Below are 26,457 nucleotides of genomic sequence, written 5' to 3'. Positions count from 1 at the left end.
CAAGCCGTGGTGCTTGCGGCCGGAGGTCCGCGATCGTAATTTGACGCCATGCCGCACAATCACGACCACGACAACGAGCTTGATCCTTTTGCGGCGCGGGTGCGCGCGCTGGAGACGATTCTCACCCGCAAAGGCCTGATCGATCCGGCGGCGATCGATGTCATTGTCGACACCTATGAGACCAAGATCGGGCCGCGCAACGGCGCAAAGGTGGTGGCGAAAGCCTGGGTTGATCCCGCGTTTGCCGCATGGCTGAAGCGTGATGCGACGGCGGCCATCGAATCGCTCGGCTACACCGGCCGGCAAGGCGAGCACATGCAGGCGGTCTTCAATACGGCCGACACGCACAACCTCGTCGTCTGCACGCTATGTTCCTGCTATCCGTGGTCGGTGCTCGGCTTGCCGCCGGTCTGGTACAAGGCGCCGCCGTACCGTTCGCGCGCAGTGATCGATCCGCGCGGCGTGCTCGAGGAATTCGGTCTGACCTTGCCGGCGAGGACGACAATCCGGGTGTGGGATTCGACCGCCGAGCTGCGCTATCTGGTGGTGCCTATGCAGCCAAGGGGCACCGAGGGCTGGGATGAGGCACGGCTCGCCGATCTGGTGACGCGCGATGCCATGATCGGCACCGCGTTGGCGCGGGAGCCGGCATGAACGGGCCGCAGGATCTCGGCGGCCAGATGGGTTTCGGGCCGGTCGCGCCCGAACCGGACGAACCCTATTTCCATGCCGATTGGGAAAGGCGGGCGCTGGGCGTGACGTTGTGCGCCGGCGCCATGGGCGCCTGGACCATCGACGAGAGTCGGCACGCGCGGGAATCGCTGCATCCAGCGGATTATTATGCCTCCAGCTACTACCAGATATGGATCAAGGCGCTGGAGGTGCTGCTCAAACGCCATGGTTTCGTCAGCGACCGCGACCTGGCTACGGGCGACGCAGTCGACCCGGCAGCGACACCCAAACGGGTGCTGAAGGCTAAGGACGTTCCGGCGGTGCTGGCCAAGGGCGGGCACTGCGACCGGCCTGTCGCCGTGCCTGCGCGGTTCAAGGCGGGCGACCCCGTGCGAACCAGGAACTTTCATCCGACCGGCCACACCAGACTGCCGCGCTATGCACGCGGCAAGCGAGGTGTCGTCGAGGCTGTGCGCGACGGCTTTGTCTTTCCCGACACCAATGCGCACGGCCAGGGCGAAAACCCGCAATGGGTCTATACGGTGGCCTTCACCGGCGGCGAAATCTGGGGCGAGGGCGCCGATCCGACACTCGTCGTGTCGATCGATGCCTGGGAGAGCTACCTTGAGCCGGCGTGAGACGGGCTCAGTCGCCGCCATGCTGCCCGCCGGTGTCGAGGCGCCTGTGTTTGCCGAGCCGTGGCAAGCAGAGGCCTTTGCCATGACGGTAGCACTGCACGACAACGGGCTGTTTTCGTGGAGCGAATGGGCGGATGCTTTGTCCGCAGAGGTGAAGCGGCCGGGCGCCGCGCGCGACGGTCACGATTACTACGAGCACTGGCTGGCCGCGCTGGAAAAGCTGCTTTTGGCCAAGGGCGTTGCCGGAAAGCGCGACGTCGATGCGCTCGCCGCTGCCTGGGAACGCGCCGCGCACGCAACGCCGCATGGCAAGCCGATCCAGCTGGAGAACGATCCACAGCGGGCCGGGTAAGCTGCGGTCGCCTGACCTTGTTCTCTTTACGTTCCTGTTCGTCACTGATAGCCTGACCCCGTCGCAGCGGCGTGATTGCCGGCGATGAAAATTGATGGTGACGGCAGTCACCTTGTCTTTCCCTCGCGAATCCGGTCTGTCGCGCTGATGGAATTCTCTCCTCAACAGGACGAGGCGCTGAAGGCGGTGGCCGGCTGGCTGAAAGCCGGCAAGCCGCAGCTGTTCCGGCTGTTCGGCTATGCCGGCACCGGTAAGACGACGCTGGCGCGCTATTTCGCCGAGCATGTCGACGGCCAGGTGCAGTTCGCCGCGTTTACGGGTAAGGCGGCGCAGGTGCTGCGTTCCAAGGGCGCGGTCAATGCCCGCACCATCCATTCGCTGATCTACCGGCCGAAGGGCGAAGAATCGGTAGCGGACGAGGTGACCGGCAAAACATCGATGTCGCCGACATTTTCGCTCAACCGGCAGAGCCCGATCTCGCGCGCCAAGCTCGTCGTCATCGACGAATGCTCAATGGTCGACGAGCAACTCGGCCGTGACCTGATGAGCTTCGGCACGCCGATCCTGGTGCTCGGCGATCCCGGCCAGTTGCCGCCAATCTCCGGCGGCGGCTTCTTCACCGACCACGAGCCGGACATTCTGCTCACCGAAATCCATCGCCAGGCGCGAGACAACCCGATCATCCGGCTTGCGCTTGACGTGCGCGAGGGCCGCGAGTTCATGCGCGGCGACTATGGCGCGGCGCAGGTGATCGGCAAGGAAGACGTCACCCAGGAACTGGTGCTGAAGGCGGACCAGGTGCTGGTCGGTACCAACCGCACGCGCCGCCGTTATAACCAGCGGCTGCGCGAGCTGAAGGGGTTCAACGCCGATTATCCGCAAGCCGGCGACAAGCTGGTCTGTCTGCGCAACGATCCGGCCAAGGGACTGCTCAACGGCTCGCTGTGGAAGGTGATGACCTCGTCGCGCGAGACGGTCAAGCCCGGCATCAATCTGCTGGTCTCACCGGAGGAAGATGACCCGGATCGCGGCGTCGCCAAGATCAAGCTGCTCAAGGCCGCATTCGAGGATCCCGACGCCGACATTCCCTGGCAGCAGAAGAAGCGCTTCGACGATTTCGATTACGGTTACGCGCTGACCGTGCACAAGGCGCAAGGGTCGCAGTGGAACGAGATCGTGCTTTTCGACGAAAGCTGGGCATTCAAGGAAACTCGCCAGCGTTGGCTCTACACCGCGATCACGCGCGCGGCCGAACGGTTGACGATCGTCCGATAGGGCTGTCAGGCCCGTCGTATCAGCGCTGGGCGATCGGTCTGGCGTCAAGCCATTCCCAGGCGGCGGCTTCGTCCTTGGCCTCGAAATGCCGGAGTTCGATAGGCAAAGAGGCAGGCAAAAAGGCTCTTGCCTCCGGTATCCAGTTCGGCTCACCGATCGCCGCGCAGCGGCCGATATGCTCCACGGCATGAGCTATGCCCTGTTCGATCGTCTCGTCCGATACGTCGGCCCAGTCGACACCCTCATGGTCGATCAGGCGCACCAGCACGTCGATCTTCGGATGCAGCGCATAGGCCGCCTCCAGCAATCCGAACAGGTTTTCGGCGTCAGCCGCTGCGACATGGCCGACGACATCGATGGCGAAAAGATCTTCGCGATCGGTGTCGATGCGGCGAACCGCCGGCACGGCCTCGAGAAAATTCAACAGGGAACTCCTTGCGCTCGATTTTCTTCGCACACCTTGGAACACCTGAAACCCTCTGTCTGTTCCCGTTAAAGGCGGTATAGATGCGCGCCAAGATCAGCCTGGAGCCGTGCAAATGCCTGCAAAGCTTTCCGTCAACCTTAATGCGATCGCCATGCTGCGCAACCGACGCGACCTGCCGTGGCCAAGCGTGACCGGGCTTGGACGCATCGCGCTTGCTGCCGGCGCGCATGGGCTGACGGTGCACCCGCGACCCGACGAGCGGCACACCAGGCATTCCGATCTGCCTGAGATCAGGGCGCTGATCGACGACGAGTTCCCGAATGCGGAATTCAACATCGAGGGCTATCCGACCGAGGAGTTCCTGGCGCTTGTGGAAAAGCATCAGCCCGAGCAGGTGACGCTGGTGCCCGACGACCCGGCGCAGGCGACTTCCGACCATGGCTGGAACTTCGCCGCCGAGGCTGCGTTTCTGACACCGGTCGTCAAGCGCCTGAAGAAGGGAGGCTTTCGCGTATCGCTGTTTTCCGATCCGGATCCCGCTGGCGTGAAAGCCGCTCGCGACACCGGCGCCGACCGGATCGAACTCTATACGGGTCCATATGGCAGCTATCATTCCGATTCGGCAAAAGCGGCGAAGGAATTGGAGAAATTGGGAAAAACGGCGGATGCCGCACTGGCTGCAGGGCTCCAGGTCAATGCCGGGCACGACCTTGTGGTGAGCAATTTGTCGGCGCTGGCCAGGCGCATCCCGGCATTGGCCGAAGTGTCGATCGGACATGGGTTGACAGCCGATGCGTTGGAGTATGGCATGGCCGCAACGGTCAGGCGGTTTCTGAAGGCTTGTGGCTGGTAGAGAAAGGCGAGCCGATAGGCCATGCGTTCCCGGCACGGCAGCGCGTCCTTTCCATCCCGCAGCATCGAGCGCCGCACGTCTATGGGAGTGTCGTCCATGGCCCTTGCCCACGCTGGTAGCGAGGCAGAACCCATCGAACAATCCAGCCACTCCAAGGCCGAGCAGCACAGCACCAGAGTTTTGATGCTGGGCGCGTTGGGCGTGGTTTACGGCGATATCGGCACGAGCCCAATCTACGCGTTTCGGGAAGCGCTGCACGCATCGTCGGGACCGGTAGCGCGCAACGACGTCCTTGGCGTGCTGTCGCTTATCGTCTGGGCGCTGACGATCATCGTCACGATAAAATACGTCGCTTTCGTGCTCAGAGCCGACAACAAGGGTGAGGGCGGCACGCTGTCGCTGATGGCGCTTGCGCGCAACGCTTATCCAAAGGGAGCCCGGTTCATTCTGGGGATCGGACTTTGCGGCGCGGCGCTGTTTTTCGGCGACGCCATCATAACGCCGGCCATCTCCGTGCTTTCGGCGGTCGAGGGCCTGGAAGTGGTGACCCCGACGCTGGAAACTTATGTTGTTCCGATCACGCTGATCATCCTGGCAATGCTTTTTGCTGTGCAACGCTTTGGCACCGGCAGGGTGGCGGCCGTGTTCGGACCGGTGACGGCAGCGTGGTTCCTGGCGATCGGCGCCGCCGGGGTCTACCATCTGCTGGACGACCCGTCGGTCCTGCTGGCGATCAATCCCTATTACGCGGTCGCTTATCTGGCCAATACGCCCACCGGTGCGTTCGTCACGGTCGGGGCGGTGTTCCTGGCGGTCACCGGGGCCGAAGCCCTTTATGTCGATCTCGGCCATTTCGGCCGCAGGCCGATCGTGCTGGCGTGGTTCTCCGTGGTGTTCCCTTGTCTGCTCCTCAACTATTTCGGACAAGGCGCGTTCGTTCTGGCCAACGGCGGCAAACCCACCAATCCATTCTTCCAGATGCTGCCGGATTGGGCGCTAATGCCCATGGTTGGGCTGGCCACGGCAGCGACGGTGATCGCCAGTCAGGCGGTGATCTCCGGCGCTTTCTCGCTGACGCGGCAGGCGGTGCAGCTCAATCTGCTGCCACGTATCGAGGTGCAGCATACTTCCGAGATGCAGTCCGGCCAGATCTACATGCCGCGGGTCAATCTGGTGGTTGCGCTGGGCGTGATGTTGCTGGTGGTCGGCTTTGGCAGCTCGAGTTCGCTGGCTTCCGCTTATGGCATTTCGGTGACTGGCGAAATGCTGATGACAACCATCCTGTTGTTTGTGGTGATGCGGTTCCGGTGGAAATGGCAGCTTGCACTGGCAGCCGCGCTCACACTGCTGTTCGGCACGATCGATACTGGATTTTTCCTCGCAAACGTCGTCAAGATCCTCGAAGGCGGGTGGGTGTCGATCACGGTCGCCTGCGGCATGGGGCTGATCATGTCCACATGGATACGCGGCACCCGCTATTTGTTCGACAAGACGCGCCGGAACGAGATCCCGCTGGATTTCCTCGCCGGCAATCTGCTGAAGAAGAAGCCGCATCTGGTGTCGGGCACCGCGGTGTTCCTGACCAGCGACCCGCTGAGCGCGCCGACGGCGCTGATGCACAGCCTCAAGCACTACAAGGTGCTGCACGAGCAGAACGTCATCCTTTCGGTGGTGACGGCGCCGCAGCCTGTCGTGCCCGACAGCGAGCGCGTCAAGATGGAGACCGTCAACGAGCTGTTCATGCGGGTGACGCTGACCTTCGGCTATATGGAGCAGCCCAATATCCCGCGTGCGCTGGCGATCTGCCGCAAGCAGGGCTGGAAGTTCGACATCATGACGACGTCCTTCTTCCTGTCGCGGCGCTCACTCAAGGCGTCGCCCAATTCCGGCATGCCAGTCTGGCAGGACAAGCTGTTCATCGGGCTGGCGCGCTCGGCGGCCGATGCGACGGAATATTTCCAGATCCCGACCGGACGGGTAGTCGAGATCGGGACGCAGGTGGCTATTTAAAAACGTGTCCGTTGCGACATTCCAGGTGGTCTGCCGATCGGACTGAGTCTGCCAAGTCGTGGAGGACTCGCAATATCGGGACGGAGCCATTACGTGACGGCACTTGATATTGCAGCGCAGCAAGCGTAGAGCACCGCCCGCTTACCGGAGTGTCGTCCATGGCCCTTACCAATGCTGGTAACGAGGCAGAACCTGTCGAACAATCCAGCCATTCTGAGGTCGAGCAGCACAGCACCAAGGTGCTGATGCTGGGCGCGCTCGGCGTGGTTTACGGCGATATCGGTACCAGCCCGATCTATGCATTTCGCGAGGCGTTGCATGCATCGGCCGGTGGCAACGTCGCCAACCGTGGCGACATCCTCGGCGTGTTGTCGCTGATCATCTGGTCCCTGACGATCACCGTCACCATCAAATACATCATGTTCGTGCTCCGCGCCGACAATCGAGGCGAGGGCGGGGTGCTGTCGCTGATGGCGCTGGCGCGCAACAGTTTCCCGACGCGCTCGGCGGTGATCCTCGGCATCGGCATCGTCGGCGCGGCGCTTTTTTTCGGCGACGCAGTCATTACGCCGGCGATCTCGGTGCTATCGGCGGTCGAAGGTATGAATGTCGTCACGCCGACATTCCAGCCCTATGTGGTGCCGCTGACACTGGCCATCCTGGCGATCCTGTTTGCGGTACAGCGATTCGGCACCGGCGGCGTAGGTTTGGTGTTCGGGCCAGTCACGGCTCTGTGGTTCCTGGCCATCGGCCTTTCCGGCATTAACCACATCATCGCCGATCCGGAAATCCTGCTGGCGATCAGCCCGCATTACATCGTGTCGTTCCTGGTCAACTCGCCCGATGTCGCCTTCGTCACGGTTGGTGCGGTCTTCCTCGCCGTCACCGGCGCCGAGGCGCTCTATGCCGACCTCGGCCATTTCGGCCGCAAGCCGATCGTACTCGCCTGGCTGGCAATCGTGTTCCCTTGTCTGTTGCTCAACTATGTCGGGCAAGGCGCCTTCGTGCTGGCAAATGGCGGCGTTGTCGGTCATCCATTCTTCGAGATGAACCAGGGCTGGACGCTTATTCCGATGGTCGTGCTGGCGACGGCGGCGACCGTCATCGCCAGCCAGGCGGTGATCTCCGGCGCTTTTTCGCTGACCAGACAGGCGGTGCAGCTCAATATGCTGCCGCGTTTCGTTATCCAGCATACGTCGGAAAAACAGTCGGGCCAGATCTATCTGCCGCGCATCAACCTGATGCTGGCGCTGGTGGTGATGTTGCTGGTGGTCGGCTTCGGCGAATCCAGCCGCCTGGCCTCGGCCTACGGTATTTCGGTGACCGGCAACATGCTGGTGACGAATGTACTGCTTTTTGTTGTGATGACGCGCATCTGGAAATGGCCGCTCGGCGTCGCGATCGCCTTGATGGCCGTGTTCGCCTTCGTCGATACCGGCTTCTTTGCCGCCAACATAGTCAAGGTGTTTGAAGGTGGCTGGGCATCGCTTGCCATCGCCGCAGTTATCGTGATGACTATGTGGACCTGGATCCGCGGCAGCCGCTATTTGTTCGACAAGACGCGCCGGAACGAGATCCCGCTCGATTTCCTTGCCGGCAATCTGCTGAAGAAGAAACCGCATCTGGTGTCGGGCACCGCGGTGTTCCTGACCAGCGATCCGCTGAGCGCGCCGACCGCGCTGATGCACAGCCTGAAGCACTACAAGGTGCTGCACGAGCAGAACGTCATCCTTTCGGTGGTGACGGCACCGCAGCCGGTCGTGCCCGACAGCGAGCGCGTCAAGATGGAAATGGTCAACGAGCTGTTCATGCGGGTGACGCTGACCTTCGGCTACATGGAGCAGCCCAACATCCCGCGTGCGCTGGCGATCTGCCGCAAACAGGGCTGGAAGTTCGACATCATGACGACGTCCTTCTTCCTGTCGCGGCGCTCTCTCAAGGCCTCGCCCAATTCCGGCATGCCGGTCTGGCAGGACAAGCTATTCATCGGGTTGGCGCGCACGGCGGCCGATGCGACGGAATATTTCCAGATCCCGACCGGACGGGTGGTCGAGATCGGGACGCAGGTGGCTATCTGAACAAATGGCCGTGCCCTTTGAGGGCACGGCCATTGTGAGGCTCAGCTCACCAGAGCCGCCTTGTTTGCTTCAAGAAATTGCTTCAGCGGCTGCGGCTTCCTGCCGGACAGCGTCTCGACCGCGTCGGTCACCATGCCGATCCGGCCGGAGCGGGTGTTGGTGTCGAAGGAAACGATGACAGGCGCAAAAGCTTCGGGAACGCCGGCTGCCTTCAATCCCTCGGTCAGCGCTTCATCCGAAAGCTGGATAACTTCGATCGGCTTGCCGGTGACCTCGGTGACGAGGGCTGCAATCTCGGCCATCGTGTGGGCCTTGGGGCCGGTCAGCGTGTATGTCGTGCTTTCGGTTGCGCTCGAAGCAAGGCTGGCGGCGATCGCGACTGCCATATCATCGCGCGCGCCATGGGCAATGCGGCCGTCTCCAGCGGATGTGTACCAGTGCCCCGAGGCGATGGCGTGCGGCAGCGCCATGAACAGGTTCTCCTGGTACCAGCCGTTGCGGAAGATGGTGTAGGGAATACCGCTCGCCTTGATCGCCTGCTCCGTGCCGTGGTGATCGGGCGCAAACAGCACCGGCGATCCTGGCTCCGGATTGGGCATCGATGTGTAGAGCAGATGCGAAACGCCGGCGCTTTTTGCGGCGGCGACCGCGGTCTCATGTTGCTTCAGGCGCTTGCCCGGAACGGCGAGCTCGTTTGTCGAAATGATCAGAACCCTGTCGGCGCCGGTGAATGCACTGGCCAACGACGCGGTGTCGTCGAAGTCGACTGCCCGGATGGTGACGCCTCGGGCTGCCAGATCGGCCAGATTTTCCGGATTGCGGGTGGCGGCGATGATGCGCTGAGGGGAGACCTTGAGCGTGTCAAGCAGATGATTGATGACGCCGCGGCCAAGCTGGCCGGAGGCGCCGGTGACGAGAAGGGTGTCGGTCATGAGATGTCCTGACGTTGCGCCGGAGCGGCGGGTGCATATGTTAGTCTCAAAAAGAGACCAGCACTAAAATAGGAATTGACCCATCCTCGTAAAGAAGGCAGTTTTGCGGGAGGTAGGCACATCCAGGGAACCAGCCATGGACGGCAAGATCGTCAATCTGAGATCGAAGCTCGAGATATACAAAGCAGGCAGCGGTGGCGGAAACCTTGCGGATTGCCCGGTTCGCGACGTGATCCAGGGCATAAGCAATAAATGGAGTTCACTGCTGATGGAGGCCTTGGCCGAGAAGCCGTACCGGTTCGGCGAATTGCGGCGGCTGGTGCCCGATATTTCACAGCGAATGCTCACCCAGACGCTGCACGATCTGCAGCGCGACGGCTATGTGCATCGCCAGGTGTTTCCGACCAAACCGCCGAGCGTCGAATACAGCCTCACCGATCTCGGGCGCTCGATGTTTGGACCCTTGCATCAGCTGATCCAATGGGCCGAGCTCAATCACGGCGCTGTACGCGAGGCGCGGAAGATTTTCGATGCTGCCGAGGGCTGAGCCTCAAGGCCCAGCGGCTTCCATGGTTACAGGAACGGTGCTCAATCCATTCAAGCCGATCGGGCTTGCGGAAGCGCTGTGGCCGGATCGTTTTGGCGGATGATTTCCGAAAGGTGCGAACCCTTAGCCTGCAAGAATGCGTGGAGGCGTTCCGGATAATCGGGAGCGACCGCGTCCTTCACGGATGGGCGTTCGTGCAATGCCTTGCGCCAGGCCTGGATATGCGGTTTTCCGTCCAGGATGCCGAAATCGCCGATCCGGTCAAAGACCTCGAAATAACGGAAAATCGGCCCGTAGACCGCGTCGAGCAGTGAAAAGCGCTCGCCGTCGAACCGTGGCCCAGCCGCGCCGTTCGCCAGTTCCACGTCCAGGCGATCGAACATTGCTGCCAGAGCCCCGCGTTCGGCGATGAAGGCGGCTTCGGTGAGTGCTGAATAGAAGCGGCCGATGGCATTGAGGATTGCCGAGCCGAACTCGATCCAGGCGCGATGCCGGGCACGGGCATAGGGGTCGGTGGGATGCAGCGGATTGGGCTGGGTTTCCTCGAGGAATTCGAGGATGACGAGCGATTCGAAGATCACCGTTTCCTGGCCGTCATGCTCAACGCGGAGCAGCGGCACCTTGCCGAGCGGCGATATCGCCTTGAACCAGGCAGGCTTGTTAGCGAGATCGACCGTGATGCGCTCGAATGGCACGTCCTTTTCGCGAAGTGAAATCGCCGCGCGCTGCACATAGGGACAAAGATGGTGGCTGACGAGGATGAGCTTGTCGATCATCTCACTCTCCCCAGACATAGTTCAAAGCGCCGTCCTCGACGCGGGTGGAGAGGAACATCAGGCGGGAGCCCTTCGGCGCCGGGCCTTCGAGGCGATCACCGTTGGCCATGTCGAACGAGGCGCCGTGCCACTGGCAGACGAGCTTGCCGTCCTTGCAGCCGAGCGGGCCACCGAAATGCAGGCAGACGTTGGCGGCGGCGCGGATACGCTCGCCGCTGCGGTAGACATGGACCTCGCGGCCGAAGAACGGAGCGATCAGGCTGCCTGTTTCCGGAATGTCGGCAATCCTGCAGATTTCATGCTTCATCGGAATTGCCTCTCATGATTGATGCGATTGCATTTATATAGATGCATTTGCATCGATCGTCAAGCTTGATGCAATTGCATCTATCGCCTACGATGCAATCATGACCGGGATTCCTTCACCTCCAGCCATCAAGGCCTGGGCCCGCCTGATGCGGGTTTCGCGCCAGTTGTTGGAACGAGCCGAGGACGCGCTGAAGGACAGTGGCCTGCCGCCGCTTGCCTGGTACGACGTCCTGCATGAGCTTGCCGAGGCGGGCGAGGGCGGATTGCGGCCGTTCCAACTCACCGAGCGCACTCTGTTTGCGCAGTACAACATCTCCCGGCTGCTGGCGCGGCTCGAAGCCGACGGGCAGGTCGAGAAGCTTCCAGTTGCCGATGACGGCCGCGGGCAAACAGTCCGCGTCACAGAAAAGGGACGCGAGACGCGCCGCCGCATGTGGGCTGTCTACGGCCGGTCGATCGCGGAGTTGGTCGGCTCCCGGCTTTCCAATGATGAGCTCGACGCGCTGTCAGCTCTGCTTGGGCGCCTGCGAGGTCCGCCCGCCCTGGAGTGACACGCCTTCATGACGAAGATGGCACCGATTGGCGAGGTCAGGCACTGCCCAAGAGGAATGCCAACGTCGCCAGAACGCCAAGCCCGACGCGGACCAGATGCAGATTGCCCCATTTGGCGATCAATGTCCGAGCTTCAGGATTGACGGAGTTCGCGTCCATCGCCTCCAGCAACCTATTTGCCGGCATCATCACCAGCAGCGTCCATGGCCAAGGCAGGATGATCAGCAAGGCGCCGACCAGATAAGCGAGATTGCCGGTCAGCCACCAGGCGACGAGGCCCAGAATACAGGCGATGACGGCGATCGAGGCCTGCATGGCGGCGCCGCGCTTGTACGAAGGCTGCCATTCCTGCAGCAATGCCTTGTCATCGAGGCGAATCCGCGCCGGCTGCTCGGCGACGCTGACGTAGATAGCCGCGCCAAGCGAACACTGCGGCAACGGTCAAGGCAAGCAATCCGGCGAGCATGATCCGTGTCTCCCGTGATGCCCCGCATGGAGCAAACAGAAATAAAGGCTTGCGTCGGGTCGGGCAATACGCCATAAAGCCGAACCGTAACGTACGGTACGCCATCGAGCTCGTATCTGAACTGCGGGTGAGTTTGCCTCCTGAGGAAAAACTGTGTTGCACGCTGTGACCGACATCGACACCAGCGAGGCGCTGACGGAGCGGCAGAAGGACGTGCTCGACGCCGCCCTTCGCCTGCTGGTCGAAGAGGGCGATCAGTTGACCATGACCGCCGTGGCGCGGCGGGCGAGCTGCTCGAAGGAGACGCTCTACAAATGGTTCGGCGATCGCGACGGGCTGTTGACGGCAACGGTACAATGGCAGGCGTCCAAGGTGCGGGTAGTGCCGGTCGACCGCAAGGGGCTCGACCTCCCTTCGCTGACGGCGAGCCTCGAACGCTTCGCTTCGGACTGGCTCAAGGTAATTTCGAGCGACACCTCGATCGCGCTGAACAGGGTGGCGGTCGGCCATGCTAGTTCGGGGAAGGACGATCTCGGCGCCATCGTGCTGGAGAACGGTCGATTTGCGCTGGCCAAGCGCCTCAAGCCGGTGCTGGAGGCCGGGAGACAGGCCGGGTTCCTTGAATTTTCGGACGCGGAGACGGCGTTCCGCACCTTTTTCGGGCTGGTCGCCCGTGACGTGCAGATCCGCTTGCTGCTTGGCGACCGGCTGGAATTGACTGATGTGGCGATCGGCGGCGATGCCGTCCGGGCGACGCAGCAGTTTCTCGCTCTTTTCGGGGCAAAAACCGGGCCGCAGGGCCCATAGAGCCGGATGATTTCAGGTCAAATCGACCTGAAATCTGAATCCGGCTCTACGCTAAAAGATGGAGCATGATGTCGTCCGAAAACCGCTTCACACTTTCGGCATCATGCTCTGGTTCAAAACGGGAAGGAAGAAAAATGCGTGTCTATTACGATCGCGACGCCGATCTCAACCTGATCAAGGGCAAGAAGGTCGCTATCATCGGCTATGGCAGCCAGGGCAGGGCGCATGCGCTCAACCTCAAGGATTCCGGCGTCAAGGACATCGCCATCGGCCTCAAGGCTGGCTCGGCGACCGCCAAGAAGGTCGAGGCCGACGGGCTCAAGGTGATGAGCGTAGCCGATGCCGCTAAGTGGGCCGACCTGATGATGATGGCGACGCCGGATGAGCTGCAGGCCGACATCTACAAATCCGAGATCGCGCCGAACATCCGCGATGGCGCAGCGATCGCCTTTGCCCACGGCCTCAACGTGCATTTTGGCCTGATCGAGCCTAAAGCTTCGGTCGACGTCGTGATGATCGCGCCGAAGGGGCCTGGCCATACGGTGCGCGGCGAATACCAGAAGGGCGGTGGCGTGCCGTGCCTAGTCGCGGTCAACCAGGACGCTTCGGGCAATGCGCTCGACCTGGCGCTCTCCTACGCCTGCGGCGTTGGCGGCGGCCGCTCGGGCATTATCGAGACCAATTTCCGCGAGGAGTGCGAGACCGACCTGTTCGGCGAGCAGGTGGTGCTGTGCGGCGGCCTGGTCGAATTGATCCGCGCCGGCTTCGAGACACTGGTGGAAGCCGGATACGCGCCGGAAATGGCCTATTTCGAGTGCCTGCACGAGGTCAAATTGATCGTCGACCTGATCTATGAAGGCGGCATTTCCAACATGAACTACTCGATCTCGAACACCGCCGAATGGGGCGAATATGTCTCGGGCCCGCGCATCATCACCGCCGAGACCAAGGCTGAGATGAAGCGCGTGCTGAAGGATATCCAGACCGGCAAGTTCACCTCGGAATGGATGCAGGAATACCGCGCCGGCATGTCGCGCTTCAAGGGCATCCGCCGCAACAACGACAGCCACCAGATCGAGGAAGTCGGCGCCAAGCTGCGCGCGATGATGCCGTGGATTTCGAAGAACAAGCTGGTTGACAAGGCCAAGAACTGAAGGACATCCACGTTCGTTTCGTTACCCGTCCTCGGGCTTCGCGCTGCGGGCGCGTGGGAATTTCCATGAACAAGCTGGTCGACAAGGCCAAGAACCGATCGCAATTTCATTGCCGATCAAGAAAGGCCGGCGGAGCGATCCGCCGGCCTTTTCGCATCAAGATTGTGTGGTTTCCAGGCTTCTGGACAGGCGCACTATCCTCATCACCGTGATATGCCTGTGCGGGGCATGGCACAAAAGTGCCAAGGGGGTGAGAGTTGGAACTCAAATTTCTGTTGGTCGGGTTTGCCTGCGCGGTTGCCGGCATGCTCTCCCTCGTCACCTTGCTGAAGTGGTGGGAGGTGAGGGCGGTCAGCCGCTGGTCTCCGACGCCGGGAAAGATCATCTCGTCGCGGGTCGAGGCTCGCGAGGTGACCAGTTCGGGATCCGGTTCGGACAGCAGAGGGTCGACCGAAATCCGCAACTTCCCGGCAATCACCTTCGAATACAAAGTGAACGGCAAGACATTTCGCAGTTCGCACTACAGCGTGCAGGAGAACCTTGGAAACTTTGCCGTGGCGGAAACCCTTGCGAAATTTCCAAACGGGGCCGGTGTAACCGTCTTCTACAATCCGGCCGATCCAGCCAAGGCCGTGATCGAACGCACCATGCCCGACGGCTCCTTCAAGTTCATGGTCCAGCTTTCGGCCGGGCTGGTGGTCGGCGCGCTTGTATTGGTCTTCTCCGTCGGCGGCGTCCTCGAAGCGATCCGGCCGTTTTTGCCCAGGCCGCAGAACCTCGGCGCCGCGGCCCTGCTGCTTTTCATGGGATTGTTTGTCTTGCGCATGGGCTTTGCCCAGAAGTCACTTGCGGAACAGGCGGCCAAATGGCCGATCACGGCAGGACGCATCGATGCTTCAGGCCTGCAGAAATTCGAGACCCGCGACAGGTCCGGAGGCGGCTATCGGCCCTGGCGAACAGTCTTCAAATCCCGCATCGTCTACAGCTATAGCGTCGCCGGCCAGCGCTACGCCGCCGATCGCATCGCTTTCGGCGCAAACGTGACGGCTTCGCTGCCGAGCCTCGTCAGCGGTCAATCACAGCGCTACCTCCAGGGCGACAAGGTCGAGGTCCACTACGATCCCGACAACCCGGTTGCAGCGGTTCTCGAATGCAGGGTGAGCGGGCTTTGGCTCCTGTGGGTCTGCGCAGTTGGCCTCCTCGGTGGAGCCGCGCTGCTGGTAGGCGTCATCTGAAGCTGCTGTCCTAGGCTGCATATCCAGCGGAAAAAGACGCCTGTCTTCAGCATCTGACAAGAACTCCGCTGTCGAAGCCAGGCCATGTCAATCTCACCGTCGCCCCGTCGACCACAATATGGATGACACGGGAGAACGGCTCTTCGGCCGACGGGTGGGATCCGTAGCATTGGCTGGCCCGAGCCACCCAGCCCGTAGGCGTCTTGAGAAACGATGCGTGTTCGCAGCCGAGAGCAGGGACCGACAGCGCGTCGCGGTACAATGTGTAGACAGTCTGGCGTTGAACATCCGCAACGGCGGTACAGTTCGATCTGTCCCCGGACCATGTGCCCACATAGGGTTCCGTGGCAAAGGCGCTGCCGCACGAAAATGTTAAGATCGAAATGAGCATCAAGAGATTTCGCATCATCGATTCTTCTTTTCGACGTGGCCTTGGGCCATGCTAAAGCATCGATGCTCAGACTTCACAATGATGCTGCTCCAAGGGACTTAAATGATCATCCACAAAGCAGCAGCTATTTTTCTGAGCATGCTGAGCCTGTTGCAAGCAGCGAACGCAACAGAATGTTCGCTCAGCCATGCGACCTATCGCGAGCCGCGTTCGGGAGCGACGATACAGTTCCGGCCAACCAACAACGAGCCGGCCGCGCTGACGACCGAGGTCTTTTCGTTGATCGTTCCCAACACCGACATTCGTCTGCCGTCGGACATTACCTGGACCAATGGCAAGTACTCGTTTCCTGTGGGCACGATCCGGCACACCTGCACCGACGACGATCGTGAGGCTGGTCTCGAGGACGGCAACGGGCTGTGCAGAGTGTGGGATGGGCAGGTCTATGCGTTCAATGCAGGCGGTGCCGAGCAGTTGAGTTCCCGTGAAGCCTCGCCGGCACCGGCAGGGTTGCTGTTGCCTGACTTCGGCGCGATTTTTACCGAATGGCCCGATTTCGCCAAAGCCAATCCCGACGGTTCAGCCTGGGACGCCTTTAGTTTGACGGGTTGTAGCGATGAATAGCAAGAGACTGCCGACCTGCATGTTCGCCCTGTCGGTCCTTATTGCCATGGCAACCGGCGCTCGTGCCGACCAAAGCAAGCCGTCGCGTCCGCCTGTCGACAAATGCGCTTGGGAACGGCTGGCGGACAGGGATGTCGGGCTGGCTGCCTGGGTGCAGCGTTGCGATTTCGGTTTTCGCCGGATTCATTTCGAGCTTGGCGACAATGCTCTTGCCATCAAATACAGCGACGGCGGGCCGGCCGATCCTGTCGTCGAAGTCTTCGATATGCTGCCTGGCGAGGCCGCCGATTCTGCGTTGCAGCGCATTTTTACGGAGAAGACCGAGAAAGCCATCAGCACACGTTGCGTGCTCATGCCTTCCACCGAAGGGGCGACGCCCGCGCGCATCCTCCGGTATGTTTTCAGTCCCAATGCCGCCTATCGTGAGGAATTGAAGACCGTCGCCAACCCTGACGAGGTCGGCGTACCGCCTTGCGGCGAATGGGGCGAAGCCCCGGACGGTATTCAGTATTTCGAGGTGCAATCACCCGAACTGCGAAAGCTTCTATTCGTTCGCGTCGGCCAGGATGAGCCGCTGTTTGACGAGCAGACACTGCGAGTCCTGCCACCCGGATAGCGCCGGGATCTCAGCCGTAGTGCCAACTGGGCTTTGGTTCGGTACCGGTGAACATCACGCCGATACGATCTTCGCGGCGCCAGCGGACTACGGCCTTGTAGGCAATGCCGTCGGTCGGAACATAGAGCAGGAACTCATCGGGCACGCGCGCGTCGATCGAGACCTTCAATTCGGCGCCGCCGGCGTGCATGTTGCGCAGCGTGCATGTGACCTCGGAATTGCTCACGCCGGTCAGGATCGTCGCGCCCTTCAAGACGCGCTGCCGGTGTTTGTCCCTCTGTTCGTCCTCGGCCATCGCACGCAATCCAGCCATCTTCGCGTCTCGGGCGTTCTGATCGGGAGGATTATTAGACCTGCCTGATAAAAATAGCGTTATCAGCAGTCGGGACTGGGCGATGTTCGCGGTTCCTGGCTGGAAGAAAAAGGCGCCGCGAAGCACGGCGCCGAATGATGCTTGTTGTCAGCCTGCTTACCTATAGGGCGAGTAGCATTGCTGGCGCGGCCCGTAATAGGGCTGGAAGGTGTTGTCCCAGGCGCGGTACGACCGGTAGCGATTGTAACACCATTGGACATGTGCACTGGAAAGCCGCCCTGCGCGATAATAGCGGCGCGGTGGCGGCGCGTCGTAGTAGTTGTAGCTGTTGTACAGGCTGCCAAGGCCGAGCCCCAGGCCCAAGCCAAGAATCGCGGCACCCGCACCATCATCATAGTAGCCGCCGCGGTAATGGCGGCGATGGTGGCGCCAGCGCCAGCTGTCGTCCCAGCCGCCATTGTCCCAGTGTCTCGAAAAATGACGGCCGCGGAAATTGTGGGACCGCCATCTCCAATCGTCGCCGCCGTGCCATTGCCGAAAGCCGTGGTTGCGCCAACGCCATATCTGCCTGTCGTTGCCGCCGGCCCAATCTTCACGAATTTGCACGATGTCGGCGGCATTGCCCGCCACCGGCAGCAGAGGTTTGGGCATCGGCCCGGCAAGCGACGGGGCCGAGAGGCCGGCGATCAGACCGAGGGCCATCAGCCCGGATCTGGCGGAAGATAAAAAGAGCGGTTTCATCGCACTCTCCGAAGATTCAGGCCCCACGCCCAGAATACCCCGGGGAAGGGCCTATTGATGGAACTTTCCATCTGAACGGAAGATGAACAAAAAGGTTCCGTCAACCATAGGGCGCGCGCGATCAATCAGAGCCGCCTGGTTTCTGCGCCCTTGTTTTCGGGCGCGCTTGCGGGCAAAGGTCAAAGCCATGTCGCTGCGCCTTGCCACCTTCAACGTCGAAAACCTGATGAACAGGTTTGATTATTCCGGATACCGCAATCAGCTCAACGAAGATCGCACGCTGGCGCTTTTCGACATCCAGAGCGAGGCCGAATACAAGATGCTCGAGCAGGCGCGGGCCATCGCCCAGTCCGACGACACGCGGCAGTTGACGGCGCTGGCGATCGCGGCCACCCGCGCCGACATCATCTGCATGCAGGAGGTCGACAATATCGAGACGCTGAGGGCCTTCGAATATGGCTATCTGTTCAAGATGGTGGGGCAAGGCTACCGGCAGAAATACACCACCGCCGGCAATGATTCGCGCGGCATCGACGTCGCCGTGATGATGCGCAACGAGACCGCGCAGGGCCAGCCAATCGAATTCGTGCGCATGACCAGCTACGCCTATGTCACGTTCGAGCAATTCGGCCTGCACACGCCGGAATTGGCAGCGCTTGGGCATCAGGCCAATGAGCGCATCTTCCGGCGCGACTGCCTGGAAATCGATCTGACGGTGGCTGGCGCGCCGTTGACGCTGTATCTCGTGCATTTCAAGTCGATGGGCTCGCCCCGCAACGGCCTCGACGGCCGCGAGGCGACCATGCCGCTGCGCATCGCCGAAGCTCAAGCAGTGCGCCGGATCATCGAGGAGCGCTTCGGCAAGGACCATGCCGCCGACAAGCGCTGGGCAATCTGCGGCGATATGAACGACTACCGGCAGCGCGTGAAGATTACCGGCGATGCCGTCGACGGCTACCGTTTCGAGGTCATCGACGAGAGCCGGTCCTGCATCGATGTGCTCACTGCCGGCGGCTTTTGTGAAAACGCGGTCGAGCGGCGGCCGGAAATGGACCGCTGGACTTTCTACCACACACGCGGACCGGAAGAGCGGCATCTCTGCCAGCTCGACTACATCCTTTTGTCGAGCGCGCGGGCAAGGCAGAACGCCACCGCGGTTCCCGATATCATCCGCAGCGGCCAGCCTTGGCGCACCATATTTCCAGCGGGCCAGGAGGTCGAGCGCTTCCCACGTGCCGGGTGGGACCGGCCGAAGGCATCCGACCATTGCCCGGTAGCAATTGCCCTCGACATGGTGTGAGACAGGCGTGAGTTTCGATCTGCCGCGCAACGTCATCCTGCCGGTCGATGCCATCGACGTCAGGCTCGATTCCGGCCTGCATCCGTTCGAGCGCGATAATGCCGAGGCGATCGCCGCAAACTGGCGGCGTGAGACCGCGGCCAAGCCGGCGCTTTTCGACGGCACCGTGGTGCTGCTTTCCGCTCTCAGCTATCGCGACAATCGCCTAGTCGGCCGTTGCCATGCAGTGCGTTATTCGACCTTCATGCTTTGGCGCAGCAATCGACAGGTGCCTGGCGCCGAACATGCCTACGCGCACGCCATGCTGGTCGCTGCCGACAATGCGCTGGTGGCGATCCGCATGGCGCCGCATACGGTCAACGCCGGGCGCATCTACTTCGCCGCCGGCTCGTTCGAGCCAACCGATTTCCGCGACGGCCTTGTCGACGTGGACTTCAACATGATCCGCGAGGTGCGGGAAGAGACCGGCCTCGATCTATCCGGCGCGACACGCGGCAGGCGCCATTACGCCCTGTCGACGGCAAGCGGCACGGTGATCTTTCGCCGCTACCGCGAGACGGCGTCCGCCGACGACCTGGCACAGCGGATCAGCGCTTTCGTCGCGGCCGAGTCAGAGCCTGAAATCGAAGGCCCCGTCATCATCCGCAATGCAGCCGACCTGCCGGACGGGCTGATGCCGCATATGAGACCGCTGATCGAATGGCACTTTGCGAGCGAGCAAGGTTTCCAACTCTAACGTCGTAGCCTACCTTCAATAGCCTTGCGGTCGTTGCGGGCGGCAACAAAATACAACAGCACGCCGAGACCCAGGAGCGCGCCCATCGCCGTTCCCATCGTCTGCCCAATTACCTGCTGGAAGTCAGCGGTGACGCGATCGGGATTCTCCATCCCATAAAGGATCAAATTCCACCAAAGCCCTGCCAAGGCGGCTTCGACGATTACAATCGCCAGAGCCAGTCGCGCTTTCTTGCTCATCCATTGTTCCCCCCTTAGTCCCCAACAGCATTGTTATCATTGCAGAATGTGCTGCGACAAGGGCAGGTTGCATAAAAAATTGGCAGCGTCTGGAGGCGACACTTGCTGCAATGCCTATTCATGCCTCAGCGCGTCGATCGGGTTAAGCCGCGCGCCGCGCAGCGCCGGGAAGAAGCCGAACACCATGCCCATCAGCGCAGAGAAGCCGACCGCAAGCAGGATGACCTCCGGGCTTGGCGCAAACGGGATCGTCAGCGTCACCGAGGCGAGGCCGGCAAGGGCCAGGCCGATCAGGATGCCGATGATGCCGCCAAGCAGCGACAGCACGGTTGCCTCGACCAGGAACTGGATGAGGATATGCTTTTCATGGGCGCCGATAGCGAGCCTGATGCCGATCTCGCGCGTGCGTTCGGTTACCGACACCAGCATGATGTTCATAATGCCGATGCCGCCGACGAGCAGGCTGACGCCGGCGACGGCACCGAGCATACCAGTCATGGTGGTGGTCGCGCTGGCCATGGCATCGGCGATTTGGGTCATGTCGCGGATCGAGAAATCATCGTCGCGGTCGGCCGTGATGCGGCGTGTGTCGCGCAAGATGTCCTCGACGCGCTGCTGCAGCACCGTGGTTGGCGTACGATCGTCGGCGGCGACATAGATCGAGTCGATGTCGCGATTGCCGGCAATGCGACGCTGATAGGCGGCGAGCGGCATCAGCACGACATTGTCCTGGTCCTGGCCGAAACCGGTATAGCCCTTCGGTTCGAGCAAGCCGATGATCTTGCAGGAGGTGCGGTTGACGCGGATGATCTCGCCTTCAGGGTCGCCGGCGCCGAAGAACTGCTGGCGCACCGTCTCGCCGATGAGGCAGACGCCGGTCCCCGAGCGGGTTTCCGAATCGCTGAACGGGCGGCCCGAAACCAGCTTCCAGTCGCGGGCATCGAGATAGGCGCTGTCGGTGCCGGTGACGCCCGAGGTCAGGCTTTCGGTGCCGAAAATGACGCGCACCTGCTTTTGCGACGCCGGCGAGATGGCACGCGAGCCGTCCAGATGCGCGGCAAGCGCTGTGAGGTCCTTGTAGGCAAGAGGCCGGACCACCTGGTCGAGCCCTCCCGGGCCGCCGGGCCCGGCCGGTCGGCCGGAACGAATGACAAGCAGGTTGCTGCCGAGCTTGGAAATGTCGGACTTGACCTTTTCGGTGGTGCCCGAGCCGATGGTCAGCATGGCGATGACGGCGGCAACGCCGATGACGATGCCGAGCAGCGTCAGGAACGAGCGCAGCACGTTGCGGCGGATGGAGCGGAGCGAGAGGCGAACGGTTTCCCAGATCATGGCTAGGCCATCTCGAGATTGGCTGTGTCCAAGGCAACATGGCCATCGAGGAAACGGATCGTGCGCTGCGCATAGCCGGCAACATCGGCTTCGTGCGTGACCATGGCGATAGTCAGCCCGAGCTCGCTGTTCAGCTGCGTCAGGAGTTCCATGATCTCGTGCGTGCGGGCGGTGTCGAGATTGCCGGTCGGCTCGTCGGCAACGAGCAGCGTCGGCCTGGTGACGATGGCGCGGGCGATCGCCACGCGCTGCTGCTGGCCGCCGGACAGCTCGGCCGGCGTATGATGCTCGCGGCCGACAAGGCCGACCTCGGCAAGTGCCTGCATGGCAAGGCCGCGGCGCTCGCGGGCACCGACGCCGCGATAGATCAGCGGCAGTTCGACATTCTCGGCGGCCGTGGTGCGCGGCAACAGATTATAGCCCTGGAAGACGAAGCCGACATAGAGGTTGCGCAGCTGAGCGCGGCGGTTGCGATCGAGACGGCCGGCGTCGATGCCTTCGAAGCTGTAGGTCCCAGCGGTCGGCGTGTCGAGGCAGCCAATGATGTTCATGGCCGTCGATTTGCCCGAACCGGACGGGCCCATGATGGCGACGAATTCGCCGCGCCTGATGGCGAGGTCGACGCCGGCCAGCGCATGCACCCGGGCTTCGCCCTGGCCATAGCTTTTCCAGACCTTGTCGAAGCCTATGAGGGTGGTCGCGCCCGATGCCACGATCAGCTCCGCTGCTGCGAGGCGGTAATGACTTGCGCGCCTTCCTCCAGGCCGGAGACGATCTCGGTCAGTTCGCCATCTGTCGAGCCGACCCTGACGTTGACCGGATGCGGCCGCCCATTTTCCAGCACGTAGAGCGTGCGCGAGCCGTCGGTGGGCTTCGTCGCCGCCTGGCGCTGGCGGTTGCCGCCGGGGCGTCCCATGCGGCCGGTGAACACGTCGGTGAGGCTCCAGCCGCGCTCCGCCGTCTGCGCCGGCCGGTAGCGGAAGGCGATCGATGGCACGGTGAGCACGTTTTTGGCCTGCTTGGTGACGACCGAGACGGTGGCAGTCATGCCGGGCCGTAACAGAAGCTCGCTATTGTCGACATCCAGCCTTGCATCGTAAGTGACGATGCCGTCGGTGGTGACCGAGGCATAGGAAATGTCGCGGATTTCGGCGTCGAATGGCCGTTCGGGGAACGCGTCGACGGTGAAGCGCGCATGCTGGCCGGGCCTGACGGCGCCGATATCGGCCTCGTCGACCGCAGCCTTCAATTCCATGTTCTTCAAATCCGCGGCGATGACGAACAGCACCGGCGCCTGCAGCGACGAGGCGACCGTCTGGCCGGGGTCGACCGAGCGCGTCAATATGATGCCATCGATCGGAGCGTAGATGGTACTCTTGGCAAGATCCGTCTGCTGCGCCTTGAGATCGGCATTGGCCATGGCGAGGTTGGCTTTGGCGATATCAAGCGCCGCCTTCGAGCGGTCGCGGGTGGCGGTTGCCGCTTCAAGCGACTGGTCCGTCGCCATGCCGCGCTTGGTCAATTGTGCCGCGCGCACCAGCGCCTTTTCGTTTTCAGCTAGCGTCACGGTGGCGTCCTCGACGCTCGCCGCGGCTGCCTTGGCCGAGGCCTGGGCGCGCTCGATCTGCACCTCCAGCTTGGCGGTGTCGAGCGCGGCCAGCACATCGCCCTTCTTCACCAGCTGGTTCTCGTTGACTGAAACCGAGCGGACGACGCCGGAGAGTTCGCTGGAAATATCGACCTGGGTGAGAGGCTGCAGCGTGCCGGTAGCCGAAACCGCGACGGTAAGGTCGGCCATGGCGGCCAGTGTCATGGTATACTCGATCTTGGCGGGCGAGCCCGCATACCACTGGTAGCCGACGACACCCGCGGCGACGGCAAGCAGTGCGAACACTGCGTAACGCCAACCGCGACGGCGTTTTGTCTTCAGGCCCTGGTGGTCGAGCCCGAGCGCCGTCTCGATGGCGGAAGCGGATTCCGTCTTTGGCAGATTGACAATCTGGTCCACGCCGGACCCCTATGTTCAGTGATATCCCATCGGTGCACAAATCAGGCCTTATGGTTCAAAATTCAAATTAAATTTCGCTCATGTTGGGAATGAGGCAGAGGACTTACTGAGATGCAGCCGCGGAATTACTTGCTTTACGACGTATTCACCACCAACCGGCTGGCCGGCAATCCGCTGGCCGTGGTGCTCGACTGTGACGGGCTCGACGTTGCGGCGATGCAGGCGGTGGCGCGCGAGTTCAACCTGTCCGAAACCGTCTTCGTGCTGCCGCCGGACAACCCGAAGCACCGGGCCCGCATCCGTATCTTCACGCCCGACTATGAAATGCCGTTCGCCGGCCACCCAACCGTCGGCTCGGCGATAGCGCTCGCCGAAATGGCGGGAGAGGCCGCCGGCATCTTCGTGCTCGAGGAGAATATCGGCCCGGTGCGCTGCGCTGTCAGCAAGCACGACGGTTCGACCTTTGCCGAGTTCGACCTGGCGAAACTGCCGGCGCAGCTGGCATTGTCGGCCGATCCGGAGGCGATCGGCGCGGCCCTAGGCCTTGGGCCGCACGAGATCGGCTTCGAGAACCACCGCGTTTCGTTCTGGTCGGCGGGCGTGCCCTACGTGACCATCCCCGTCGCCAATCTGGAGGCGGCCGCCCGGATCAGGCTGGACAACCAGGCGTGGTCGGAGCTCGCACCACGCAAGAGCGAATGGGCCTTCGCCAGCCCCTATGTCTATTGCCGCGAGACGGTGCATCACGACAGCGCCTTCCATGTCCGCATGATGGTGCCCGGCAATCCGTCCTACGAAGACCCGGCGACCGGCTCAGCGGCGGCCGCCTTCGCCGGCGCGATCATGCATTTCGACGGCCCGACGGACGGCGTTTCACAACTGTGGATCGAGCAGGGGCTGGAGATGGGCCGGCCTTCGCGAATTCGCCTCGAACTGAATGTCGAAGGCGGCAAACTGGCGGCCGCCCGCATCGGCGGCCATGCGGTGAAGGTGGCTGAAGGCAGGCTTTTTGTTTGACGGGCGCAGCACTTCGGCGATTTGTCGGGAAATGAATCCCACGGGGCTGGACATGGCGGATGTCGGCGGCTATATGCCCGCCAACGCCGGTTTTTCCGGCCGAGTGGGTGCGTAGCTCAGTTGGTAGAGCAGCTGACTCTTAATCAGCGGGTCCACAGTTCAATCCTGTGCGCACCCACCAAAAATCTCCGGGATTTGGTGGAAAGACCTTAACGCGGCGCGAGACAGCTTTTGCCCGTCGCACATGTCGGCAAGCGGCTAGCTGACTCGCCCGACTATTGGATAGTGGGCTTCAGATAGGTCAGGATTGCTCGCGTTATGGCTATCACGCCGTCGACGGCATCGAAGTTTGTTTTGCTCTTGCTTGCGATCCATTCGAGTTCAGGATGCCTGGGCAGTCGAAGTGCATGGAATAGCGCCTCGCCCGAGAGACCGCCCAGTTCAAAGGATGTAGGTTCATCGTCTGCGTAGTAAGGAAAGTGAAAATCCAGCCGGATAGGCCCACCATATCCAAGCTTAAAGGTCATTCTGACTGTAACATTGTGACCAAATCTGTCCTCAAAAATTCCGCAGAACCTAAGGTCCTTGGCATCATAGCTATGCCATTGCCTCGCCAATCCCAAAGAACTCCATACCTTCAGGGTATGGGCTTTCAGTTCTTTGCGATTAGGGAATTTCGTCAATTCCGGGGTCAGATGGATGGGCGGATCACTGTAACCTGTCTCTGTTCTCCACTCTTCCGCAGCACTGCGAAGATCTTCAAAAATTTGGATGATTGGCGGATTCGTCGGATTCCCAGAGCGAACCGAAATCCGGCATTGAGAAATCATCTCGCATAGCTCTTCGACCGTATGGACCGATCGCTCTGCCCAATCCTCGGTGGCGAGTATCCACGGCGAATTGTATTTCAGCCCGGCAAAAGCGCCGCTCTTGCTGTCGAAATCTGTGATGATCCGAGCAAGAATATCGCGAAGCCCGTGCTTGGGGTCTCCGAAAATCTGTGAGGGTTTGTTCATCAACGCGATCCGCGCCTGGCTCCGCCTTACTTCTCCGAAACACCAGCCTCGGCAAAGCTTGCCATGCGCGTATGGCATTCTAGGGCTGAACGAACAATGTTGACTGCGAGGCAGGCGCCGGAGCCTTCGCCGAGCCGCATGCCGAGGTCGAGCAAGGGCGGCAGGCCGAGCGCCTCCAACAGACGACGGTGGCCGGATTCGGCCGAGACATGGGCTGCCAGTGTGTGCGCGAGGCCGGCAGGATGCAATCTCGCCAATGGTGCCGCGGCGGCGGTGCCGACGAAGCCGTCGAGCAATACCGGCACGCCGAGATGACGCGCTGCCAGCGTCGCACCAAGGATCGCCGCGAGCTCGCGGCCGCCGAGGGCTGCCGCTACCTTCAGGGGGTCGGCTAGCGCCGGGGCGTGGCGCTTCAGGCCGGCCTCGATGGCGACGATCTTGCGCACGAGGCCGGCGTCGTCGACGCCGGTGCCACGCCCTGTCCATCGCTCCGCGCCGCCGCCGAACAGCGCGGTCGAGATGGCCGCCGCCGGCGTGGTGTTGCCGATGCCCATTTCGCCGAAGCAGACGAGGTCGAGTTCCTTGCTGATCGCGTGGTAGCCCGCGGAGACGGCGGCGAGGAAGGCCTCGTCGTCCATCGCCGGCTCTTGCGTGAAGTCGCCGGTCGGGCGGTCGAGGTCGAGCGGGATGACGTCGAGCTCGGCGCCGGCAATGCGGGCAAGCTGGTTGATGGCAGCACCCCCACCGGCGAAGTTCGCCACCATCTGCACGGTGACTTCCGAGGGGAAAGCCGACACCCCTTGCGCAGTGACGCCGTGGTTGCCGGCGAAGACGAAGACCTTGACACGGTCGAGCTTTGGCATGTCGCGGCCCTGCCAGCGCGCCAGCCAGGCGGCTATCGTCTCCAGCCGGCCGAGGCTGCCTTGCGGCTTGGTCAGCGTGTCCTGGCGGCGCGCGACGGCATTGGCGGCGGCATCGCTGCCATTGGGCAGGTCGAGGCAGGCGGCGCGCAGTTCATCGAGCGATTTGAAAGGCATGGGG

Annotated in this window: 29 protein-coding genes, 1 tRNA gene and 1 pseudogene; 18 read left to right on the top strand and 13 right to left on the bottom strand. The window is 62.0% G+C overall.

The genetic code is table 11. The annotated features are described in order from the left end of the window. Nucleotides 1–48: 48 nt before the first annotated feature. The 4 genes from nthA to NKJ20_RS02550 all read left to right on the top strand — a co-directional run bounded on the left by nthA (nucleotide 49) and on the right by NKJ20_RS02550 (nucleotide 2,937). A complete protein-coding gene (gene nthA, locus NKJ20_RS02565; RefSeq protein ID WP_352705103.1) occupies nucleotides 49–654 on the top strand; it encodes a nitrile hydratase subunit alpha in 606 nt (201 codons plus the stop codon). Further along, a complete protein-coding gene (gene nthB / locus NKJ20_RS02560; protein WP_352680213.1) occupies nucleotides 651–1,310 on the top strand; it encodes a nitrile hydratase subunit beta in 660 nt (219 codons plus the stop codon). Before nthA ends, nthB begins: the two co-directional genes overlap by 4 nt. 19 nt (nucleotides 1,311–1,329) lie before the next feature. Continuing rightward, the gene (locus tag NKJ20_RS02555) at nucleotides 1,330–1,662 is read left to right on the top strand and encodes a nitrile hydratase accessory protein (protein WP_156937343.1); all 333 of its coding nucleotides are present in this window, start codon (nucleotides 1,330–1,332) and stop codon (nucleotides 1,660–1,662) included. A 147-nt stretch (nucleotides 1,663–1,809) separates the two neighbouring features. Continuing rightward, nucleotides 1,810–2,937, top strand: a complete 1,128-nt coding sequence (locus NKJ20_RS02550) for an ATP-dependent DNA helicase (protein ID WP_023720791.1) — start codon at nucleotides 1,810–1,812, stop codon at nucleotides 2,935–2,937. 19 nt (nucleotides 2,938–2,956) lie between these two features. Here the strand turns inward: NKJ20_RS02550 and NKJ20_RS02545 are convergent, their stop codons facing one another. Beyond that, entirely contained in the window at nucleotides 2,957–3,361 is a 405-nt protein-coding gene (locus tag NKJ20_RS02545; RefSeq protein WP_352450052.1) for a SpoIIAA family protein, read from the bottom strand. Nucleotides 3,362–3,476: 115 nt separating this feature from the next. Here NKJ20_RS02545 and NKJ20_RS02540 point away from each other — a divergent pair, with 115 nt between their 5' ends. The 3 genes from NKJ20_RS02540 to NKJ20_RS02530 all read left to right on the top strand — a co-directional run bounded on the left by NKJ20_RS02540 (nucleotide 3,477) and on the right by NKJ20_RS02530 (nucleotide 8,305). Beyond that, nucleotides 3,477–4,217, top strand: coding sequence for a pyridoxine 5'-phosphate synthase (locus NKJ20_RS02540; RefSeq protein ID WP_352742396.1), 741 nt, complete (start codon nucleotides 3,477–3,479; stop codon nucleotides 4,215–4,217). Between the two features lie 96 nt (nucleotides 4,218–4,313). Next, a complete protein-coding gene (locus NKJ20_RS02535; protein WP_352742395.1) occupies nucleotides 4,314–6,227 on the top strand; it encodes a potassium transporter Kup in 1,914 nt (637 codons plus the stop codon). A gap of 158 nt (nucleotides 6,228–6,385) precedes the next feature. Next, complete coding sequence (locus tag NKJ20_RS02530) at nucleotides 6,386–8,305, top strand: potassium transporter Kup (RefSeq protein ID WP_352450049.1); 1,920 nt, start codon at nucleotides 6,386–6,388, stop codon at nucleotides 8,303–8,305. Nucleotides 8,306–8,346: 41 nt separating this feature from the next. Here NKJ20_RS02530 and NKJ20_RS02525 read toward each other — a convergent pair whose 3' ends face one another. After that, nucleotides 8,347–9,237: an SDR family oxidoreductase gene (locus NKJ20_RS02525; protein WP_352742394.1), complete on the bottom strand. Its 891-nt coding sequence runs from the start codon at nucleotides 9,235–9,237 to the stop codon at nucleotides 8,347–8,349. A gap of 136 nt (nucleotides 9,238–9,373) precedes the next feature. Between NKJ20_RS02525 and NKJ20_RS02520 the strand changes: the two genes are divergently transcribed. Then, nucleotides 9,374–9,784, top strand: coding sequence for a winged helix-turn-helix transcriptional regulator (locus NKJ20_RS02520; RefSeq protein ID WP_352450047.1), 411 nt, complete (start codon nucleotides 9,374–9,376; stop codon nucleotides 9,782–9,784). A gap of 50 nt (nucleotides 9,785–9,834) precedes the next feature. On the opposite strand, the gene NKJ20_RS02515 is transcribed toward NKJ20_RS02520, so the two are convergent. Together NKJ20_RS02515 and NKJ20_RS02510 are read right to left on the bottom strand one after the other, a co-directional pair. Beyond that, a complete protein-coding gene (locus NKJ20_RS02515; RefSeq protein ID WP_352450132.1) occupies nucleotides 9,835–10,560 on the bottom strand; it encodes a glutathione S-transferase family protein in 726 nt (241 codons plus the stop codon). 1 nt (nucleotide 10,561) lies between these two features. Then, complete coding sequence (locus tag NKJ20_RS02510; protein WP_352742393.1) at nucleotides 10,562–10,867, bottom strand: Rieske (2Fe-2S) protein; 306 nt, start codon at nucleotides 10,865–10,867, stop codon at nucleotides 10,562–10,564. A gap of 100 nt (nucleotides 10,868–10,967) precedes the next feature. On the opposite strand from NKJ20_RS02510, the gene NKJ20_RS02505 reads away from it, so the two are divergent. Then, nucleotides 10,968–11,420, top strand: coding sequence for a MarR family winged helix-turn-helix transcriptional regulator (locus tag NKJ20_RS02505; RefSeq protein WP_352742391.1), 453 nt, complete (start codon nucleotides 10,968–10,970; stop codon nucleotides 11,418–11,420). A gap of 37 nt (nucleotides 11,421–11,457) precedes the next feature. On the opposite strand, the pseudogene NKJ20_RS02500 reads toward NKJ20_RS02505, so the two are convergent. Further along, nucleotides 11,458–11,887 (bottom strand): annotated as a pseudogene (locus tag NKJ20_RS02500) (anthrone oxygenase family protein). A 153-nt stretch (nucleotides 11,888–12,040) separates the two neighbouring features. On the opposite strand from NKJ20_RS02500, the gene NKJ20_RS02495 reads away from it, so the two are divergent. The 5 genes from NKJ20_RS02495 to NKJ20_RS02475 all read left to right on the top strand — a co-directional run bounded on the left by NKJ20_RS02495 (nucleotide 12,041) and on the right by NKJ20_RS02475 (nucleotide 16,714). Further along, nucleotides 12,041–12,694 (top strand): TetR/AcrR family transcriptional regulator, encoded by a 654-nt coding sequence (locus NKJ20_RS02495; protein WP_352456491.1) that lies wholly within the window; start codon nucleotides 12,041–12,043, stop codon nucleotides 12,692–12,694. Between the two features lie 134 nt (nucleotides 12,695–12,828). Then, the gene (ilvC, locus tag NKJ20_RS02490) at nucleotides 12,829–13,848 is read left to right on the top strand and encodes a ketol-acid reductoisomerase (protein WP_352450043.1); all 1,020 of its coding nucleotides are present in this window, start codon (nucleotides 12,829–12,831) and stop codon (nucleotides 13,846–13,848) included. Between the two features lie 257 nt (nucleotides 13,849–14,105). Beyond that, nucleotides 14,106–15,083: a DUF3592 domain-containing protein gene (locus NKJ20_RS02485; RefSeq protein WP_352742389.1), complete on the top strand. Its 978-nt coding sequence runs from the start codon at nucleotides 14,106–14,108 to the stop codon at nucleotides 15,081–15,083. 493 nt (nucleotides 15,084–15,576) lie between these two features. Then, a complete protein-coding gene (locus NKJ20_RS02480; RefSeq protein WP_352742387.1) occupies nucleotides 15,577–16,098 on the top strand; it encodes a hypothetical protein in 522 nt (173 codons plus the stop codon). Continuing rightward, complete coding sequence (locus tag NKJ20_RS02475; RefSeq protein ID WP_352742386.1) at nucleotides 16,091–16,714, top strand: hypothetical protein; 624 nt, start codon at nucleotides 16,091–16,093, stop codon at nucleotides 16,712–16,714. Before NKJ20_RS02480 ends, NKJ20_RS02475 begins: the two co-directional genes overlap by 8 nt. Before the next feature lie 10 nt (nucleotides 16,715–16,724). Here the strand turns inward: NKJ20_RS02475 and NKJ20_RS02470 are convergent, their stop codons facing one another. Together NKJ20_RS02470 and NKJ20_RS02465 are read right to left on the bottom strand one after the other, a co-directional pair. Continuing rightward, nucleotides 16,725–17,009 carry a PilZ domain-containing protein gene (locus tag NKJ20_RS02470; protein ID WP_352470452.1) on the bottom strand — a complete coding sequence of 95 codons (285 nt, stop codon included), beginning with the start codon at nucleotides 17,007–17,009 and terminating at the stop codon, nucleotides 16,725–16,727. Between the two features lie 174 nt (nucleotides 17,010–17,183). Continuing rightward, the gene (locus tag NKJ20_RS02465) at nucleotides 17,184–17,768 is read right to left on the bottom strand and encodes a BA14K family protein (protein WP_352450039.1); all 585 of its coding nucleotides are present in this window, start codon (nucleotides 17,766–17,768) and stop codon (nucleotides 17,184–17,186) included. A 187-nt stretch (nucleotides 17,769–17,955) separates the two neighbouring features. Between NKJ20_RS02465 and NKJ20_RS02460 the strand changes: the two genes are divergently transcribed. Together NKJ20_RS02460 and NKJ20_RS02455 are read left to right on the top strand one after the other, a co-directional pair. Next, entirely contained in the window at nucleotides 17,956–19,068 is a 1,113-nt protein-coding gene (locus tag NKJ20_RS02460) for an endonuclease/exonuclease/phosphatase family protein (RefSeq protein ID WP_352742384.1), read from the top strand. Between the two features lie 7 nt (nucleotides 19,069–19,075). Beyond that, nucleotides 19,076–19,804, top strand: coding sequence for a hypothetical protein (locus tag NKJ20_RS02455; protein ID WP_352742382.1), 729 nt, complete (start codon nucleotides 19,076–19,078; stop codon nucleotides 19,802–19,804). Here NKJ20_RS02455 and NKJ20_RS02450 read toward each other — a convergent pair. From NKJ20_RS02450 to NKJ20_RS02435, 4 genes are all read right to left on the bottom strand, one after another. Then, nucleotides 19,801–20,043, bottom strand: a complete 243-nt coding sequence (locus tag NKJ20_RS02450; RefSeq protein WP_023720771.1) for a hypothetical protein — start codon at nucleotides 20,041–20,043, stop codon at nucleotides 19,801–19,803. The genes NKJ20_RS02455 and NKJ20_RS02450 overlap by 4 nt on opposite strands. A gap of 114 nt (nucleotides 20,044–20,157) precedes the next feature. Next, nucleotides 20,158–21,375 (bottom strand): ABC transporter permease, encoded by a 1,218-nt coding sequence (locus NKJ20_RS02445; protein WP_352742380.1) that lies wholly within the window; start codon nucleotides 21,373–21,375, stop codon nucleotides 20,158–20,160. A gap of 2 nt (nucleotides 21,376–21,377) precedes the next feature. Beyond that, complete coding sequence (locus NKJ20_RS02440) at nucleotides 21,378–22,088, bottom strand: ABC transporter ATP-binding protein (RefSeq protein WP_352742378.1); 711 nt, start codon at nucleotides 22,086–22,088, stop codon at nucleotides 21,378–21,380. A 2-nt stretch (nucleotides 22,089–22,090) separates the two neighbouring features. Next, nucleotides 22,091–23,383 (bottom strand): efflux RND transporter periplasmic adaptor subunit, encoded by a 1,293-nt coding sequence (locus tag NKJ20_RS02435; protein ID WP_352742376.1) that lies wholly within the window; start codon nucleotides 23,381–23,383, stop codon nucleotides 22,091–22,093. A 111-nt stretch (nucleotides 23,384–23,494) separates the two neighbouring features. On the opposite strand from NKJ20_RS02435, the gene NKJ20_RS02430 reads away from it, so the two are divergent. Then, nucleotides 23,495–24,400, top strand: coding sequence for a PhzF family phenazine biosynthesis protein (locus NKJ20_RS02430; RefSeq protein WP_352742374.1), 906 nt, complete (start codon nucleotides 23,495–23,497; stop codon nucleotides 24,398–24,400). Nucleotides 24,401–24,505: 105 nt separating this feature from the next. After that, nucleotides 24,506–24,581 (top strand) — tRNA-Lys (locus tag NKJ20_RS02425). Between the two features lie 94 nt (nucleotides 24,582–24,675). Here NKJ20_RS02425 and NKJ20_RS02420 read toward each other — a convergent pair. After that, nucleotides 24,676–25,416, bottom strand: a complete 741-nt coding sequence (locus NKJ20_RS02420) for a hypothetical protein (RefSeq protein WP_352450032.1) — start codon at nucleotides 25,414–25,416, stop codon at nucleotides 24,676–24,678. 26 nt (nucleotides 25,417–25,442) lie between these two features. Further along, on the bottom strand, nucleotides 25,443–26,453 hold the full coding sequence (gene cobT / locus NKJ20_RS02415) for a nicotinate-nucleotide--dimethylbenzimidazole phosphoribosyltransferase (protein ID WP_352742372.1): 1,011 nt from the start codon (nucleotides 26,451–26,453) through the stop codon (nucleotides 25,443–25,445). Between the last annotated feature and the right edge of the window lie 4 nt (nucleotides 26,454–26,457).

Source organism: Mesorhizobium sp. M0185 (assembly GCF_040322175.1).
Lineage (GTDB): Bacteria > Pseudomonadota > Alphaproteobacteria > Rhizobiales > Rhizobiaceae > Mesorhizobium.
Note: the sequence above shows the minus strand (reverse complement) of the source record. Positions and strands in the feature narration are given on the sequence as shown.

Excerpts from the sequence above, each read along its gene's own strand:
- nthA (WP_352705103.1), top strand. The coding sequence starts at position 49 with ATGCCGCACAATCACGACCACGACAACGAGCTTGATCCTTTTGCGGCG.
- nthB (WP_352680213.1), top strand. The coding sequence starts at position 651 with ATGAACGGGCCGCAGGATCTCGGCGGCCAGATGGGTTTCGGGCCGGTC.
- NKJ20_RS02555 (WP_156937343.1), top strand. The coding sequence starts at position 1,330 with ATGCTGCCCGCCGGTGTCGAGGCGCCTGTGTTTGCCGAGCCGTGGCAA.
- NKJ20_RS02550 (WP_023720791.1), top strand. The coding sequence starts at position 1,810 with ATGGAATTCTCTCCTCAACAGGACGAGGCGCTGAAGGCGGTGGCCGGC.
- NKJ20_RS02540 (WP_352742396.1), top strand. The coding sequence starts at position 3,477 with ATGCCTGCAAAGCTTTCCGTCAACCTTAATGCGATCGCCATGCTGCGC.
- NKJ20_RS02535 (WP_352742395.1), top strand. The coding sequence starts at position 4,314 with ATGGCCCTTGCCCACGCTGGTAGCGAGGCAGAACCCATCGAACAATCC.
- NKJ20_RS02530 (WP_352450049.1), top strand. The coding sequence starts at position 6,386 with ATGGCCCTTACCAATGCTGGTAACGAGGCAGAACCTGTCGAACAATCC.
- NKJ20_RS02525 (WP_352742394.1), bottom strand. The coding sequence starts at position 9,237 with ATGACCGACACCCTTCTCGTCACCGGCGCCTCCGGCCAGCTTGGCCGC.
- NKJ20_RS02520 (WP_352450047.1), top strand. The coding sequence starts at position 9,374 with ATGGACGGCAAGATCGTCAATCTGAGATCGAAGCTCGAGATATACAAA.
- NKJ20_RS02515 (WP_352450132.1), bottom strand. The coding sequence starts at position 10,560 with ATGATCGACAAGCTCATCCTCGTCAGCCACCATCTTTGTCCCTATGTG.
- NKJ20_RS02510 (WP_352742393.1), bottom strand. The coding sequence starts at position 10,867 with ATGAAGCATGAAATCTGCAGGATTGCCGACATTCCGGAAACAGGCAGC.
- NKJ20_RS02505 (WP_352742391.1), top strand. The coding sequence starts at position 10,968 with ATGACCGGGATTCCTTCACCTCCAGCCATCAAGGCCTGGGCCCGCCTG.
- ilvC (WP_352450043.1), top strand. The coding sequence starts at position 12,829 with ATGCGTGTCTATTACGATCGCGACGCCGATCTCAACCTGATCAAGGGC.
- NKJ20_RS02480 (WP_352742387.1), top strand. The coding sequence starts at position 15,577 with ATGATCATCCACAAAGCAGCAGCTATTTTTCTGAGCATGCTGAGCCTG.
- NKJ20_RS02475 (WP_352742386.1), top strand. The coding sequence starts at position 16,091 with ATGAATAGCAAGAGACTGCCGACCTGCATGTTCGCCCTGTCGGTCCTT.
- NKJ20_RS02470 (WP_352470452.1), bottom strand. The coding sequence starts at position 17,009 with ATGGCCGAGGACGAACAGAGGGACAAACACCGGCAGCGCGTCTTGAAG.
- NKJ20_RS02465 (WP_352450039.1), bottom strand. The coding sequence starts at position 17,768 with ATGAAACCGCTCTTTTTATCTTCCGCCAGATCCGGGCTGATGGCCCTC.
- NKJ20_RS02460 (WP_352742384.1), top strand. The coding sequence starts at position 17,956 with ATGTCGCTGCGCCTTGCCACCTTCAACGTCGAAAACCTGATGAACAGG.
- NKJ20_RS02450 (WP_023720771.1), bottom strand. The coding sequence starts at position 20,043 with ATGAGCAAGAAAGCGCGACTGGCTCTGGCGATTGTAATCGTCGAAGCC.
- NKJ20_RS02445 (WP_352742380.1), bottom strand. The coding sequence starts at position 21,375 with ATGATCTGGGAAACCGTTCGCCTCTCGCTCCGCTCCATCCGCCGCAAC.
- NKJ20_RS02430 (WP_352742374.1), top strand. The coding sequence starts at position 23,495 with ATGCAGCCGCGGAATTACTTGCTTTACGACGTATTCACCACCAACCGG.
- NKJ20_RS02420 (WP_352450032.1), bottom strand. The coding sequence starts at position 25,416 with ATGAACAAACCCTCACAGATTTTCGGAGACCCCAAGCACGGGCTTCGC.
- cobT (WP_352742372.1), bottom strand. The coding sequence starts at position 26,453 with ATGCCTTTCAAATCGCTCGATGAACTGCGCGCCGCCTGCCTCGACCTG.